Here is a 14,969-nt window from a genome sequence, read left to right on the forward strand (position 1 = left end):
CTTCAATTTTAAACAACGTATCTTTGTAGGCTGAAACAACTACATAAAGTTGCATTCAAAAAAGTATTTTTATGACATTTAAAGATTTAGGTTTATCCGCTGCATTAGTAAAAGCGGTTGAAGAAAAAGGATATACCAAACCATCCCCAATACAAGAAAAAGCAATTCCACATATTTTAGAAGGTAAAGACATTTTAGCTTCTGCACAAACAGGAACAGGAAAAACAGCTGGTTTTACATTACCAGTTTTACAACATTTAGCTGAAACAAAGCACCCAAAATATAGACCTTTAAGAGCGTTAGTGTTAACGCCGACAAGAGAATTGGCGGCGCAAGTACACGATAATGTAAGAGAGTATAGTAAATATGTAAATATAAAATCTGCTGTAATTTTTGGTGGTGTAAACGCAAAACCACAAATAGCAACCCTAAGAAGTGGTGTAGATATTTTGGTAGCAACACCAGGTAGATTATTAGATTTACACAGTCAGAAAGCAGTTTCTTTTAACAGAATTGATGTTTTAATTTTAGACGAAGCAGACCGAATGTTAGACATGGGTTTTGCAAGAGACTTAAATAAACTGATTAGTTTTATGCCTGCAAAGCGTCAGAATTTGATGTTTTCGGCAACTTTTTCTGCTGATATTAAAAAATTAGCATCAGGTATTTTAAATAATCCTGTCTCTGTAGAAGCTGAACCTCAAAATTCTACAGCCAAAAAAGTAACTCATAATGTTTATAAAGTTGATAAAGGCCAAAAAACAGAGTTTACGATTAAGTTGATAAAAGACGGAAATTGGAACCAAGTTTTAATCTTTACAAGAACCAAGCATGGAGCTAACAAATTAACCGAGAAATTGATTAAAGCAGGAATTTCTGCTGCAGCAATTCACGGAAATAAGAGTCAGGGTGCAAGAACAAAAGCATTAAGAAACTTTAAAGAAAACACTATTAAAGCATTAGTTGCAACAGATATTGCAGCACGTGGTTTAGATATTCCTTTATTACCTCACGTTATTAACTTTGAGTTGCCAAATGTACCAGAAGATTATGTGCATAGAATTGGTAGAACGGGTAGGGCAGGAGCAGCTGGAGAAGCAATTTCTTTAGTTTGTAGTGAAGAAACTGAATACCAAAATGAAATTGAAAAATTATTAAAAGAGAAGTTAAACACTTCTATTGTAGCAGGTTTTGAGCCTACTGATACTGCGGCACCTAAAAGGGCAGCAACACAAAGCAAAGGATCTTTTGGTAAGAAAACTAGATCTTCGAATGGTGGTTCTTCTCAAGGAGACAAACCAAAAAATAAACCTCATTTTAAAGGAAATAAACCAGCAGGTTCTACTTCTGGAAGAGGAAGAACTGGAGCGCCGAAAAAGAAGCGTTTTAGAGACTAATTACTTTAATTTACATAAGTTTTATTGTCCTACAAGGTTTTAACCTTGTAGGATTTTTACTTTTAGAGAAGTATTCATACACTCAATAACTACCAAGTGTGTCATTTCGAAATGAGCTTTTTTAAGCGATTGAGAAATCACATAAAGCTTGTTAGGCATTGTGTCGTCACTGTTATGCGATTTCTCAATACTTCGAAATGACAAGTTGTGTGTTTAGTTTTGTGATCTCTTTTTTTATGTGGCTTATCAATAATCTAGAAAAGACAATTGTTGAGGTTTTGTTTTGCGTTAGGGAGGAGTACTCATCCTTTTTTATTATTGTTGAAATCGTGAATGCTTTGCATTTGTAATGACATCCTTTTTACTTTTTCTCAAAAAGATATAACCTTTCGTCTTCGCTCAAGATAAATTACAATCCCGATCGAACGCCCAAAAAAACAATAATTATAAGGGACGTTTTTAGTTTTGGGTATAGAGTTAAATTGTAAAATACAAACTTGTAGTAAGAGATTTTTATATTTTATGAGTGTTGAATTTGTAGCCACCGAAATATTGCTACCTTTGTATTTCAACATAAATTCATCAGTATGAAATACGATAAAATAGACTCAAAATTATTTATAAAAAATCGAAAAAACTTTGCTGCTGCAATGAAGCCAAATAGTTTGGCTATTTTTAATTCTAATGACATTTATCCGATTAGTGCAGATAGCACAATGCCTTTTGAGCAACACAGAGATATTTTATATTTAAGTGGTGTAGATCAAGAGGAAAGTGTATTGTTTTTGTTTCCTGATTGCCCTAATGAAGCTTACAGAGAAATATTATTTGTTAGAGAAACCAACGACCATATTGCGGTTTGGGAAGGAGCAAAATTAACAAAAGAAGCTGCTTTTGAAACAAGCGGAATTAAAACAGTTTTCTGGTTGCAAGATTTAGAGAAGGTGTTGTTTGAACTTTCTACCTATGCAGATACTTTTTACATTAACACCAACGAACATTATAGAGCAAATGTAGAAACGGAAACTCGTGAAGATCGTTTTACAAAGTGGTTATTGGCAAAATATCCTGCACATTCAGTTGCTAAAAGCAGCCCTATTTTACATAAATTACGTGCTGTTAAAGACCAAATTGAATTGGATTTAATGCAAAAGGCGTGTAATATTACAGAAAAAGGTTTCCGTAGAATTTTAGATTTTGTAAAACCTGGTGTTTGGGAATATGAAATAGAAGCTGAGTTATTGCATGAGTTTGCAAGAAACAGATCTAAAGGGTTTGCATATTCGCCAATTATAGCTTCTGGAAATAGTGCAAATGTTTTGCATTATATGGAGAATAATAGAGAGTGTAAAAGTGGAGATTTAATTTTATTAGATGTTGCCGCAGAATATGCTAATTATAAAAGTGATTTAACAAGAACAATACCTGTTTCTGGTAAGTTTACCGATAGACAAAAGGCAGTTTATAATGCTGTAAATTACGTTAAAAAGGAGGCTGCAAAATTATTGGTTCCTGGAACTTTGTGGAAAGAATATCATGTTGAAGTTGGTGATATTATGACTTCTGAATTATTGAAGTTAGGTTTGTTAGACAAAGCTGATGTACAAAATGCACCAAAAGATTGGCCTGCGTATAAGAAATACTTTATGCACGGAACGAGCCATCATATTGGTTTAGATACGCATGATTATGGTTTATTACACAAACCGATGGAAGCAAATATGGTGTTTACTGTAGAACCAGGAATTTATATTCCGGAAGAAGGTTTTGGAATTCGTTTAGAAGATGATGTGGTGATTCAAGAAAAAGGAGAGCCGTTTAACTTAATGGGAAATATACCTATTGAAGCAGATGAAATCGAAGATATAATGCAAGGTTAAGTCTTATAATAAATATAAAAAGCGAGTTTTAAGACTCGCTTTTTTTGTTTATCGGAATTTATTTCAGATTCTTACATCTGTTATTTTGTTATAAAATCAGTATCACTTAAGGTGTTTAGAAATGAAATAAGGTGCTCTTTTTCATCCTCTGTAAGTGGAATTCTATTTCCGTAATCTTTTAAAATCGGGTCTAGATTTTCGGCGTCTAAAACACCATTATCTAAATAATCTAACACTTCTTTTAAAGTAGCGAATTGCCCAAAACTACCATAAGGAGCAGTGTAGGCTATGTTTCTTAATGATGGCACTCTAAAACGATATAAATCTTCATTTTCACCCGTTACTCTAGCACGTCCTGCCTCATCTGTATTTGGATTTATAGGAAAACCTATATTTCTAAAACTTTGGTCTGTAAATAATTCTGTACTATGACAACTGGCACATTTGTTTTGAAAAACTTGGTATCCTAAATCTTCATTTTCAGTAAAGATTTCTCCTTCATTTCTTTTTACTTTGTCGTATTTACTATTGGCAGAAATTAAGGTGTATTCATATTGAGCAATACTGTTGTAAATTCTTTCTCCTGTTATTTTATCGTCACCAAAAGCATTGTAAAAAAGAGTATTATAATCTTCTTCAATCTCTAATTTACCAATTACTTCTAAAATAGAAGAATCCATTTCTTCGTGTGTAATAATAGGGACTAATGGTTGACTTTCTAAAACTTGTTTATTTCCGTCCCAATTATAAAATTGCATAAATGCCATATTCTGAACTGGTGGTGTATTTCTAAATCCAGATCTTCCATAAATACCAATGGCTTGTGCTGTATTATCTGTAAAAGCATTTGTTTGTATGTGGCAGCTAGCGCAAGAAATTGTGTTATTTTCACTTAGTTTTTTATCAAAAAAAAGTTTTTCACCTAATTCTACACCGTATTTTGTAGGTTTATTGGAGTAAAATGAATTGTTTAATTCTGGGAAATTTATAGGAATATTTACTTCTATTTCTGGATTATTAAAAATAAAAGGCTCATAAACATCTTCTTTAGTACAAGATGAAATTAGAAATAAGGTAAAAACACTCAGTATAAATTTTTTCATTTTAATTATTTAAAAAAAGAGCCAGCTTACAGTGATTGATTGAAGCTGGCCCCAAAAAGATTAGATTAGTTTTCTACACTTTCAATAGAAAACATTCCATTAATATCAGTATCTCCATTACCACCAATGTTGTCAACAACTAATACCATATTACCAGCATGATGTATGCTTGGTGTTGCATTATTAGAACTTAATGTAATTGTATTAGTAGCTGCACTTAATAATTTGTCAAAATCTGCTTTAATAGTAATTTTAGGTGAACTAGAACCAACTTCTGCATTTGTAGTTAAGTCTAATGTAATATCTCTATAAGCATTTACACCTTGTACATAAGCCTCTCCTCCGTTTGGATCTTCGTCTAAAGTACTACCTGTATGGATAGACAAATCTGCATTATCAGCTCCGTAAAAACCTTCAATTTTTGTAAAACGGTATCCTGTTCCCCATTCCCAGTGCATTTCTGTATCGTTTTCACCTGCTGCCGCGTAAAAAATAGGAAAACTTTCTTCATTTAAAGTATTTAAGTCAGATTTTACACCTAATCCAAATTTTATCTGTGTATAATCTGCAGTAGGAATGTTTGTTAAAACATATTGTAATGTTTCTGGTTTTGATTGGTTTACAACCGTTGCACCTTCATCTAAATTTTGTGTATTATAAGCAAACTCGTTACCTTCTGCATTTATAAGACGTATATTACTAATTACATATTTTAATTCCTCAAAATGATGAACCTGCCCTTCAGCAGAAGTATTTACAGTTGCATCTGTGGAGGTTGCATCTCCTAAAACAATTGTTGTTGCTCCAAATGTGTTGTTAAATTCTAATGTTACGTCGTTGGCTACAGGAATACTATCTTCACTACAAGAAATTATTGATAATGAGACTAATGATGCTAAAAGGTACTTCTTTAAATTTTTCATTGTTTTTAAAATTTGTGATTATTAATTGATTGTGTTTGTTTAAAAATTGATTTTTAAAGACGTAAAAATGTTACGTCCCATTCTTGGGATATTTCCCCAATCTGCGTAGGTGCTGTAATATTCATTAAACAGGTTTTCTGTACCTACTTGAAAAACTGTTTTGTAATTATTAATGTAAAAAGTATAATCTGCAGAAACATTGAAGTTTTTGTAAGATGGCGTTTCGTCTTCTCCGTATTCTGGACTGTAATTATTTTGTTTGAAATCACCATTTAGCGATGTTAGTATTCCGAAATTTTTATGAGAAAAATGCAATGAAGTTTGGTAACTCAGCGGACGAATAAAAGGTAGGTTATTTTGATTATCATCTAAACCTCTCGCATACGTAAGCGTTCCTTTCCAATGCAAGTTTTCCAAAATATTGTACTTGGTATTTAGTGAGAAATTAAACAATGTTGCATAATCTAAAGAGGTGTATCCTTTTACACCTACAGATTGATAATTCATTGGACTCCCCAAACTTAAAATTCTTCCTATAATATAATTTTGAATATAGAAATAGTTTACTTTGGCTTGCACACTCAATTTTTCATTTTTAAAACCAGCACTAGCATTGGTTTCATAAGAAATTTCATTTTTTAAATCTGGATTTCCGATGTAATCGTAACGATCGAAACTATTATAAATATAATATCCATAACCTTCAGAAACAGAAGGCGCTCTGTGCCCGTAACCAGCACCAACAGAAAAATTAAAATCTCCAACATTTAAATTATAACTTGTATTTAAACTTGGTAAAAATCTTGTTTTTTCTTGTGGTGTTCCTGGGTGAAAAATCCAATTGAATTCTACATATTTAGAATAATTGTAATTGACACCTAAAGAACCTCCAAAACTTAATTGACTTGTGTCAGAAATGTCCCATAAATTGCTCATAGAAAGACCTGCATAAGTTGTGGTAACCCATGGCCAACTATAGGCAAACATGGTTCGCTCACTTCTGTCTTGTGGATACATACGCATTTCTGCAATAGATAAATTGTTGTAGGCATTTAATTGCACTTCTGAAGATAAATCACCTTTTTGAAGATTTACTTTAGATACCAAACCATACGTAGTGCTCCATCCAGGCATGTCCATGTGAACCAAATTTTCTGATCTTGTGGTATCATCCATATAATGTTCAACCGCATTAAAATACAGTTTAGTATCCCATACTTTTACAATTCCTTTCTCGAAAAATTGTTTGTAGGCAACCGATGTAATTAATGCTCTAGATAATGACAAATCCATTGGTAATGCAGGGAAACCAACATTCTTAGCTCTATCAAAAATTGCATCTACTCTTAGCGATGATAAATCACTCGTTTTGTAGGCAACTCCTAAAGAAGCATTCAGTTTTTCGAACTGAGAATGTTGTACTTCGTCATTATTACCGTCAGTATAGTTTTCTGCTTTTCTGTTAGAGATACTTCCATCTACTACTAATTTGTCACTAGAATAAGAGGCGTTTGCAAGGTTAAAAAACTGTTTGTTGTTAAACTCGAATCCTGTTTGGTAAGCACCTTTGTAATTCTCCCCAATTGTAAATGCGGTACTTTTCCTTTTCAAATCGATGCTACCAGCAACTGTTGCTCCGTGCAAACTACCCTCTTGTCCTGATTTTATATCAATATCAGATAAATTATTACTTTCTACATAAGACGTTACCGGATCCATTTTATCGGTACAAGCACCAAAAACGTGCATACCATCTATGGTAATTATAGAGCGTTCTGTGCTCATATTATTAAGCAGAGGTTCCCATGCATAGGCACCACGTTTAATAAAACTGATATTGTCTGACGAGGCTAAAAATTCATCTACAGAAACTGCCATTTTCATGTCTGTTTCTATTTTCTTTTTTTTAGCGGCTATAATTATTACTTCATCTAAGATGCCTCCTAAACTATCTTTTTTTTTCTCAACAGTCTGTGCATTTGCCAAGGTTGCTAATAATAGGATTACTATTGTTATTGCTTTCATATTTTTAAAATAAGATATCAATATGAAGTTCACCTCTTTCTCCTTCTACTCCCGGAGTAAATTCGGTTGAAACTTCGTTTCCTTTTATTATTTGTTTATTTTCATCTTTTAAAATGAAATTCAACGTCCAGTTCCCTGTCATGGTATAATTCACAACTCCATGGTACAAACCATCGCTTTCTTGGGATAAATCCTCATTATAAAGTGATGAATGATTTCCCATGGAAGGTTCTGGCATCCTCGGATCTAACAATAAAGTATGATTTTCTACTGCTGAATACGAAAATTGCGTAACATCAGGAAATTCTCCTGCGGCATTAGCTGGCTTGTTGTATTTGTAAATACCAGCAACCAAATCGTTTTGTGCCACACGCGGACTTTGAGGTGCAACTAAAGCAATAAAATATTGTTCATCATCATTACCTGTAAATGCGGTCATGTTAAGGTTCATGTTTGTTTGCTCTTCTACAGTGATAACTTTATCGATAGATTGAATTTCATTATTATCTGTAAAATCCATATACAATTGCCAATCTACTGTAGAACTACTCTCATTTGTAAATACAACAGATCCTTTGTAATACCCTTCAGTTGAATTGTATGTTAGATTATATTCATGCGGACAAGAAGATTTGTTTCCATTTGCATCGGTCATAATTGGTAAAAAGGTAATTTCTGAATTCTCGATACTTCCACCAGTTTTTAAGTTGATGACTTTTAGATGAACCTCATTATAACCTTTATATAAAGTACCATTTAAAGCCTCTACGCTAATGCTATAATCTTCATTATTTATGGTAGTTACTTCTTCGAACTCAATATATTCCGTTGTCTCTACAATTAATTCCGCCTCGTAATCTGTTTTATCTAGCGTACAAGAAGTTATTACAATAGAAATTGCAATTACAATTATCTGTAAATGTTTCATTATTTTAGGACTGTTTTATTAAAAAACTGTTGAAAAACTAGTAGCAGCAAATAGGTGAACAATTACTCGTTTTTAAGAAAGTATATTGCACATTATCAACTAGACACAATTGCTATAATTGCATTTTTACTACTAAAAAGAAATCGTTAAGAAATACGCTTACCAATCACCGTATAAAAAGCTTTTGTTTAAAAAAAAACTTAACTGTGCGTTGTTTTTTACTATTAATTATTTCTAATTGATAGCATATAACTAGAAGCCTAATTAAATTAATTAAGCACCAATTATTTGGTGTATTGTGTTTCTTAGTATGAAGAAATTAAGCGAGTGGTGGGTGAAAAACAACATCCGTATAATGGAATTTATAGGTGTTATTATATGAAGTACTTATTTTTAAATTTTCGTCTTTAGACAAAAGAAAAGATTCTTTGTGAGTTGTTTCTTGAAAATAAACAATAGAAATTTCTACTTTAAAAGATTGTTTTTTTTCATTGCCACTTTCAGAATCTCCTGCCTTAACAATCTGTTTTGCTAAATGACATTTTCCGTTACATTGTAACTCTGGAGCATCTTTGTTTTCACAAAGTTCGTTTTTAATATAATCGTAAAAGGCAGCATACTCCAATAATGGAAGTAAGGGCTTAGAAAGCAAGAATAACGATAAAAAGATTGCTGCTATTTTCACGGCGCAAATATCTTGTTTTTATTTAACCTTTCCTAATAGTTAATAAGGATAAATTTATCTTTATTAAATATTAGTCTGTATTTTTATTATTTATCGCTGTAATCTTCCAGTAGTGTTTCCTTCTAGAATACTCATTACTTCTTTTTCGTTTGCGTAATTAATATCACCTAAATAGGTATGCTTAATGGCGCAAGCAGCACTACCAAATTGCATCGCTTTATAGTCATCAAGTTTTTGTAGACCATGAATTATTCCTGCAGCAAAAGCATCGCCAGTACCAATTCTGTCTACAATATGCGTAATGTCTAAATCTTGAGTTTCTTTAAATTCTTTACCATTCCACATTCTCGCTCTAATTTTATGCCAAGAAGAATTGATAGAAGTTCTAATTTTATCGAACACTTTTTCTATGGTAGGATATGTTTCCATTAACTGTTTACTAGCCTCAATAAAATCGTCGTTAGAGTAAGAGTAATTGGTTTCTAAAAGTTCATTTATTTCATTTACACCACCAATAAAAACGGTAGAATAATTAACTAATTCAGATAAAATTTCTTTTGGAGTACCTCCCCATTTCCATAAACCACTTCTATATGTAGGATCTACAGAAATGCCCATACCTTTTTTTTGTGCAAGAATTAAACCTTCTTTTAAAGTTTCATAACCACCTTTACAAAGCGCAGGAGTGATACCTGTCCAATGAAACCATTTTCCTTTTTTTAAAGATTTTTCCCAATTTACCATTTCTGGTTGAATTTCAGAAAAAGAAGAGTGAGATCTATTATAAGAAATAGAGCTCGGTCTCATAACAGCACCAACTTCTAAAAAATAAACACCTAAAGGTCTGCTAGAGCGAACAATTGCAGAAGTACTAACATCAAATTTTCTTAGAAAAGAAATTGCTGTATCTCCTATAAAATCATCAGAAACACATGAAATATGTTTTACATCTTGTCCAAAATTAGCTACAGAAATACCAACATTTAATTCGGTACCACCAAAATAAAATTCTACTTGGTTAGATTGAATAAATTTTTTGTTTCCTGAAGGTGAAATTCGCATTAAAACCTCTCCAAATGTAATTATCTGATTCATAATAAAAATGTTTATAAGGTAAATATACCTCATAAAAATCTATTAAAAAAGTGTTTTACACGGAATTAAATGAATGTAATTATAAAGATGTAATAAAACGGATTGTTTGGTTGTTAAACATTTCTGGCTGTTCTACATTTACCACATGACCGCAATTTTCAATTACAAAAAGTGATGCCGTGACATGTTTTGAAACGATGTTTTTTATAGAAGGTAAAAACAAATGATCTTCGGCTCCCATTACATACAATGTAGGGATTTTAATATCTTTTGTTCTAAAAATACGTAGTAAAGGATTGATTTCTGATGTTAATTTAAACCAACGTAAAAATTCTTTTTGGTATAATTTTTTCGCTTCGTTCACAAACAGCAATCGAGAGTTTTTATGATTTTTCTTTGGCATAATAATAAATGCAAAGAGTTTGTAAAGCAACATATATGGCACTACAGATTTAAAGATATTACCAACTTTCATTAAAACCTGAGAGCGGAAATTCATTTTTATAATAGCACCTCCCATAATCATGCTTTTTACCAATTCTGGTCTTTTTTCGGCAAGGTTTCTAATTAAAATGGTACCTAAAGAAATACCAATAAAATGAGATTTTTTAATTTTTAGGTGATCAATTACTTCAACAATATCTGCAGTAATAGAATCGAAAGTATATTTTGCTTTAAAAGTATCTTTTAGTGTTGGTTTGCTATCTCCATGACCACGTAAATCTAAAATTAAAACGTTAAAATGTTTTCTAAAGTCCCTTACTTGTTTAAACCAAATAGAACTACTTCCTCCGGCTCCATGAACAAAAGTAACCCATTCTTTAGAGGTTGTATGCGGATATGAATAGTAGTTTAGCAAATAGTTGTTTTTGATATCTATTAAAAATTGAAGTGCAAAAATAAGACTTTTAATTTTGATGTGATTTTTAGTGATTTTTTAAAGCGATATTATTTATAATTAATTTAAAATAGCACCACTAAAAATAAATGTATTTCATATTTTTTTGAATTTTCGTAGATTGCGTAGATGGATAAAGAAAAGAAGGTTAGCACTAAGAAAAAGAAATTTAATTACGACGAAGAATTAAAAATATTGCACACAGAATTGGTGCACATGCAAGAGTGGGTTAAAAGCCAAGGATTAAAAGTAGTCATCCTTTTTGAAGGAAGAGATGCTTCTGGAAAAGGAGGGACTATAAAACGTTTTACAGAGCCTTTAAACCCTAGAATTTGTAAAGTAGTTGCTTTGGGTGTTCCTACTGAAAAAGAAAAATCGCAATGGTATTTTCAACGTTATGTGCAATACTTACCGGCTGCAGGAGAGATTGTGTTGTTTGATAGAAGTTGGTACAATAGAGCAGGAGTAGAGAAAGTAATGGGCTTTTGTACGAATGATGAATATGATGAATTTTTACGTTCTTGTCCAGAGTTTGAACGTATGTTGGTAAGATCTGGCATTATTGTTTTAAAATATTGGTTTTCTGTTAGTGATGAAGAACAAGAAAAACGTTTTAAAAATAGAATTTCTAATCCTTTAAAACGATGGAAATTTAGTCCGATGGATTTACAATCACGCTCGCGTTGGCTAGAATATTCTGAGGCAAAAGATAAAATGTTTGCACATACAGACACCAAACAAGTACCTTGGTTTGTCGTAAACTCTGATAACAAAAAGAAGGCGAGACTAAATTGTATTAGCCACATGTTAAGTAAGATTCCTTATGAACAAATGGACATAAAACCAATTGAGTTACCTCCTTTACCAGACGGTAAAGCGTATGTAAGACCACCAATGGATTACCAAACATTTGTGCCAGAAAAATTTTAATTTACTGAGGATTTTCTTAAAACGAGAAATATTTATTTCGAAAAAAGACCTCGTACTTATTTGTACGAGGTCGTTTATTTAATAAAAAAGGCGAGCATTTCTGCTCGCCAATCACTACTTGAATTAAGAAAATTATTCTACGATTAAAGTATATTGTGGTGTAGGGTTTAAAGGACAGAAATAAACATATTCACCTTTTTTAAGCGTTACTTCTTTAGAGCTTTCTTTGGTGTTATTTTTTACTTGTGCAGTAACATATGCGTTTTTAATGTGTGCTTTTACATCTGCTTTTGGAGCTAAAACAAACCCTACATTATGACCTACATTGTTGTTTGCTACTTCAAAAACATACGTTCCTTCAGATAATGTAAGTTGTTTCTGAGTAAACTCACCTTTGGTTTGTTCTAATGAAACTGTTTTTACTTCTTGTGCATTTGTATTGAATGCGAAACCTAAAACTATTACTAAAATTGCTATTACTTTTTTCATGATTGTTGTGTATTACTAATTATTATTATTATTAAAATTGATTATGTATTAAATTGTTGCTACTTCTAAAGTTTGTGCTACAGGGAAATCTACTGCAACATCTGTTGTTTTATGAAAGTAATTGGTAATGGTAATTTCCCCTATTAAGATAATTGCATCTGCCAAGTTTCCTTTTGTGTACCCTGCTGCATATAAGTTTTCTACTGCTTCTGTTGTTGCAGCTCCTCTATTAAGTGATACACTTCTTGCAAATTTTGCTAAAGCATCTAATTTTGAATCAAAAGAAGCGTTTCCTGTTCTTAATTCTAAGATTTGATCTTCTGTAAAACCATTCATTTTACCAATTGCAGTGTGTGCAGATAAACAATAAACACATTCGTTTACTTGACTTACCGCTAAGTTGATTACTTCTTTTTCTTTAGCTGAAAAACTTGTTTTTCCTTGTCCTATTGCTAAAAAGTTACCTAATGCAGTTTCACTGTGTGCAAAGGCTGCGTATAAGTTGGGTACAAAACCTAATCCTTTTTCTAATTGGTTAAAAATTGCTTGGTTGTTTTCTGATACTTCGTTTTTTGTTGGTACGTTAAATGTGCTCATAATTTTATTTTAAATTGTTTTGTTATTAATATTTTTAAATCTTATTTATTGTTATGCTTTGCATTCGCAAAGTTGTTGTGCTTGGTGTTGCTCGTCGTATGTTTGGTAACCCCAGCAGTTAGGGCATTGTGCGTTTTCTATTGTTTTCATAATTATTGTTTTTTTAGTTAGTTTCCCATTTTCATGGGAATGACACTTTTTTGTTTTTTTTGAAATGCTTTCAAAAAGCGTTTCTGATAATTGACTCTGCAAAGATGCAACCGATAGTGACTTCGAAAATTGGACAAAAGTTCCTTTGATTAGGACTCGTTAAAAATTTGTCTTTTTTTTGATGATTGCAGTGCTTATTTTAGTCTGTCTATTTTACTTCTTAAATTTCTTTCTGTAATTAAACCCGTATGTCTGTCTGCAGGCTCACCATTTTTAAAGAAAATTAACGTTGGTATGTTTCTTACACTATACTTTGCTGCTAATTCTGGGTAATCATCAACATTTATTTTTTTGATGACTACATCGTCTTTTAATTCGTCTGCTAATTTGTTGATAGTTGGTAATAAAGTCTGACAAGGTCCACACCATTCTGCATAAAAATCGAACAATACATTGCTGTTGTTTTCTATAATATTTTTTACGTCTATTTGTTCTAATTGAATTTCCATTTTTTCTTATTTTTAGTTGCTGCTAACGCAGGATAAATTATTTGTTGTTGTGTTGTTATTGTTACACACTGCAAAGATGCAACCAACATCAAGGTTTAAAAATGGACAAAAGTTCCTACTGTTTGGACTACGGAAATTAGTTGGCAAAAATGCATGCGTGAAGGATAGAGCAAGTTGTTTGAGCTCTTTTAAAGTTTGATAAAACTTTATAAAGCGAGTTGCGAAAGCCTGACCTGATAAGGGCACGCCCAAGAAAATTAAATAAAATATTGAGTTAAGCCAGAACAATAATTCACAGATTTGTCATTTCGACGACAGGAGAAATGCCATAACAGTGATACCACAACACCAACCAACTTTATAAGATTTCTCTCAAAAGTTCGAAATGACAAAACTGAACGAACAAAAACACAAACCTTGTCGATTTGTGTTTTGTAAAACTCTTATAATAAAGTTGAGGTAAATATATTACCGACTAATAGTCCTTTTTAAATTGCAAAGGAGATTTAGAAATAGCCTTAGTAAAGAAGCGCGTAAAATAGGCAGGATCGTTAAAACCGAGTTCGAAAGCAATTTCTTTTACTGTTTTATCAGTATAAATTAATAAACGTTTTGCTTCTAACAAAATACGATTCTTAATAAAGTCAGATGGTGTTTTTGCGCCCAACTTTTGAAAGTGTTTACTAATCGATTTTGGCGAAAGTCCTAATCTATTGGCATAATCGGTAACAGAATGCATGGTTCTAAAGTTTTGCTCTACCAATAAACTAAAATCTTTAAAAAGACGTGTTTCGGTGTCTTCTTTAATTACATGATTCTCCTTTTTTACACGAACCGAAGAAATAATAAATTGCTTTAAATACGATTGTAACATATCGTATTGTGCCGTTTCGTCTTGCTGAAATTCTTCTATTAAACTCTCAAGAATAAAATTGAGTTTTGCCGTATCTTTTTCACATGGTTTTACAAACGGAGTTTCATAAATATTGTTGAATAAAATTCCGTTACAAGCCACTTCTTGATCGTGGGTTTGTATGCAGTAAAAATCTCTTACAAAAGTTAATTTATAAGCAGTTTTTATTTGTTCGGAATCTACCGTAAAAACTTGTCCGGGTGATAAGAAAAATAGCACATTATCTTCAAATTGATATTGTTCAAAATCGATATTGTAAGTTCCTTTTCCTTCTTGAATCCAATAAATTGAATAGGCGTTTTGTTGCACAGAATGATCTATGGTACATGCTTTTTCAAATTGAACGGTGCTTACAGAAAAGGTTTCTTTAAAGGAATACTTTACAATGTCTTGAACTGCCATATTTTATTTTATCTGTTGGTCGTAAAAATAGTTATAAACTTTACG

Annotated in this window: 14 protein-coding genes; 3 read left to right on the forward strand and 11 right to left on the reverse strand. The window is 31.9% G+C overall.

What is annotated here, in order from left to right:
* Window positions 1-71: 71 nt before the first annotated feature.
* Both GQS57_RS05370 and GQS57_RS05375 read left to right on the forward strand, forming a co-directional pair.
* Window positions 72-1,397, forward strand: coding sequence for a DEAD/DEAH box helicase (locus GQS57_RS05370; protein ID WP_165731551.1), 1,326 nt, complete (start codon window positions 72-74; stop codon window positions 1,395-1,397).
* 587 nt (window positions 1,398-1,984) lie between these two features.
* Complete coding sequence (locus tag GQS57_RS05375) at window positions 1,985-3,277, forward strand: aminopeptidase P family protein (RefSeq protein ID WP_165731552.1); 1,293 nt, start codon at window positions 1,985-1,987, stop codon at window positions 3,275-3,277.
* A gap of 80 nt (window positions 3,278-3,357) precedes the next feature.
* On the opposite strand, the gene GQS57_RS05380 is transcribed toward GQS57_RS05375, so the two are convergent.
* The 7 genes from GQS57_RS05380 to GQS57_RS05410 form a co-directional block, all read right to left on the reverse strand.
* Complete coding sequence (locus GQS57_RS05380; protein WP_165731553.1) at window positions 3,358-4,380, reverse strand: cytochrome-c peroxidase; 1,023 nt, start codon at window positions 4,378-4,380, stop codon at window positions 3,358-3,360.
* 65 nt (window positions 4,381-4,445) lie between these two features.
* Window positions 4,446-5,303: an MbnP family protein gene (locus GQS57_RS05385; protein ID WP_165731554.1), complete on the reverse strand. Its 858-nt coding sequence runs from the start codon at window positions 5,301-5,303 to the stop codon at window positions 4,446-4,448.
* A gap of 39 nt (window positions 5,304-5,342) precedes the next feature.
* Entirely contained in the window at window positions 5,343-7,328 is a 1,986-nt protein-coding gene (locus tag GQS57_RS05390; RefSeq protein ID WP_165731555.1) for a TonB-dependent siderophore receptor, read from the reverse strand.
* A gap of 4 nt (window positions 7,329-7,332) precedes the next feature.
* Window positions 7,333-8,256: a hypothetical protein gene (locus GQS57_RS05395; protein WP_165731556.1), complete on the reverse strand. Its 924-nt coding sequence runs from the start codon at window positions 8,254-8,256 to the stop codon at window positions 7,333-7,335.
* A 319-nt stretch (window positions 8,257-8,575) separates the two neighbouring features.
* Window positions 8,576-8,941, reverse strand: a complete 366-nt coding sequence (locus GQS57_RS05400) for a hypothetical protein (RefSeq protein WP_165731557.1) — start codon at window positions 8,939-8,941, stop codon at window positions 8,576-8,578.
* Between the two features lie 90 nt (window positions 8,942-9,031).
* A complete protein-coding gene (locus GQS57_RS05405; protein WP_165731558.1) occupies window positions 9,032-10,036 on the reverse strand; it encodes a sugar kinase in 1,005 nt (334 codons plus the stop codon).
* A gap of 79 nt (window positions 10,037-10,115) precedes the next feature.
* On the reverse strand, window positions 10,116-10,895 hold the full coding sequence (locus GQS57_RS05410; RefSeq protein ID WP_165731559.1) for an alpha/beta fold hydrolase: 780 nt from the start codon (window positions 10,893-10,895) through the stop codon (window positions 10,116-10,118).
* A 168-nt stretch (window positions 10,896-11,063) separates the two neighbouring features.
* Between GQS57_RS05410 and ppk2 the strand changes: the two genes are divergently transcribed.
* Entirely contained in the window at window positions 11,064-11,864 is an 801-nt protein-coding gene (gene ppk2, locus GQS57_RS05415) for a polyphosphate kinase 2 (RefSeq protein WP_165731560.1), read from the forward strand.
* A 132-nt stretch (window positions 11,865-11,996) separates the two neighbouring features.
* Here the strand turns inward: ppk2 and GQS57_RS05420 are convergent, their stop codons facing one another.
* From GQS57_RS05420 to GQS57_RS05435, 4 genes are all read right to left on the reverse strand, one after another.
* Window positions 11,997-12,353, reverse strand: coding sequence for a cupredoxin domain-containing protein (locus GQS57_RS05420; protein WP_165731561.1), 357 nt, complete (start codon window positions 12,351-12,353; stop codon window positions 11,997-11,999).
* Window positions 12,354-12,401: 48 nt separating this feature from the next.
* A complete protein-coding gene (locus tag GQS57_RS05425) occupies window positions 12,402-12,950 on the reverse strand; it encodes a carboxymuconolactone decarboxylase family protein (RefSeq protein WP_165731562.1) in 549 nt (182 codons plus the stop codon).
* 344 nt (window positions 12,951-13,294) lie between these two features.
* Window positions 13,295-13,609: a thioredoxin gene (gene trxA / locus GQS57_RS05430; RefSeq protein WP_165731563.1), complete on the reverse strand. Its 315-nt coding sequence runs from the start codon at window positions 13,607-13,609 to the stop codon at window positions 13,295-13,297.
* A gap of 475 nt (window positions 13,610-14,084) precedes the next feature.
* Window positions 14,085-14,924 carry a helix-turn-helix domain-containing protein gene (locus GQS57_RS05435; RefSeq protein ID WP_165731564.1) on the reverse strand — a complete coding sequence of 280 codons (840 nt, stop codon included), beginning with the start codon at window positions 14,922-14,924 and terminating at the stop codon, window positions 14,085-14,087.
* Between the last annotated feature and the right edge of the window lie 45 nt (window positions 14,925-14,969).

This window comes from Polaribacter sp. 20A6 (assembly GCF_011378915.1).
Lineage (GTDB): Bacteria > Bacteroidota > Bacteroidia > Flavobacteriales > Flavobacteriaceae > Polaribacter > Polaribacter sejongensis.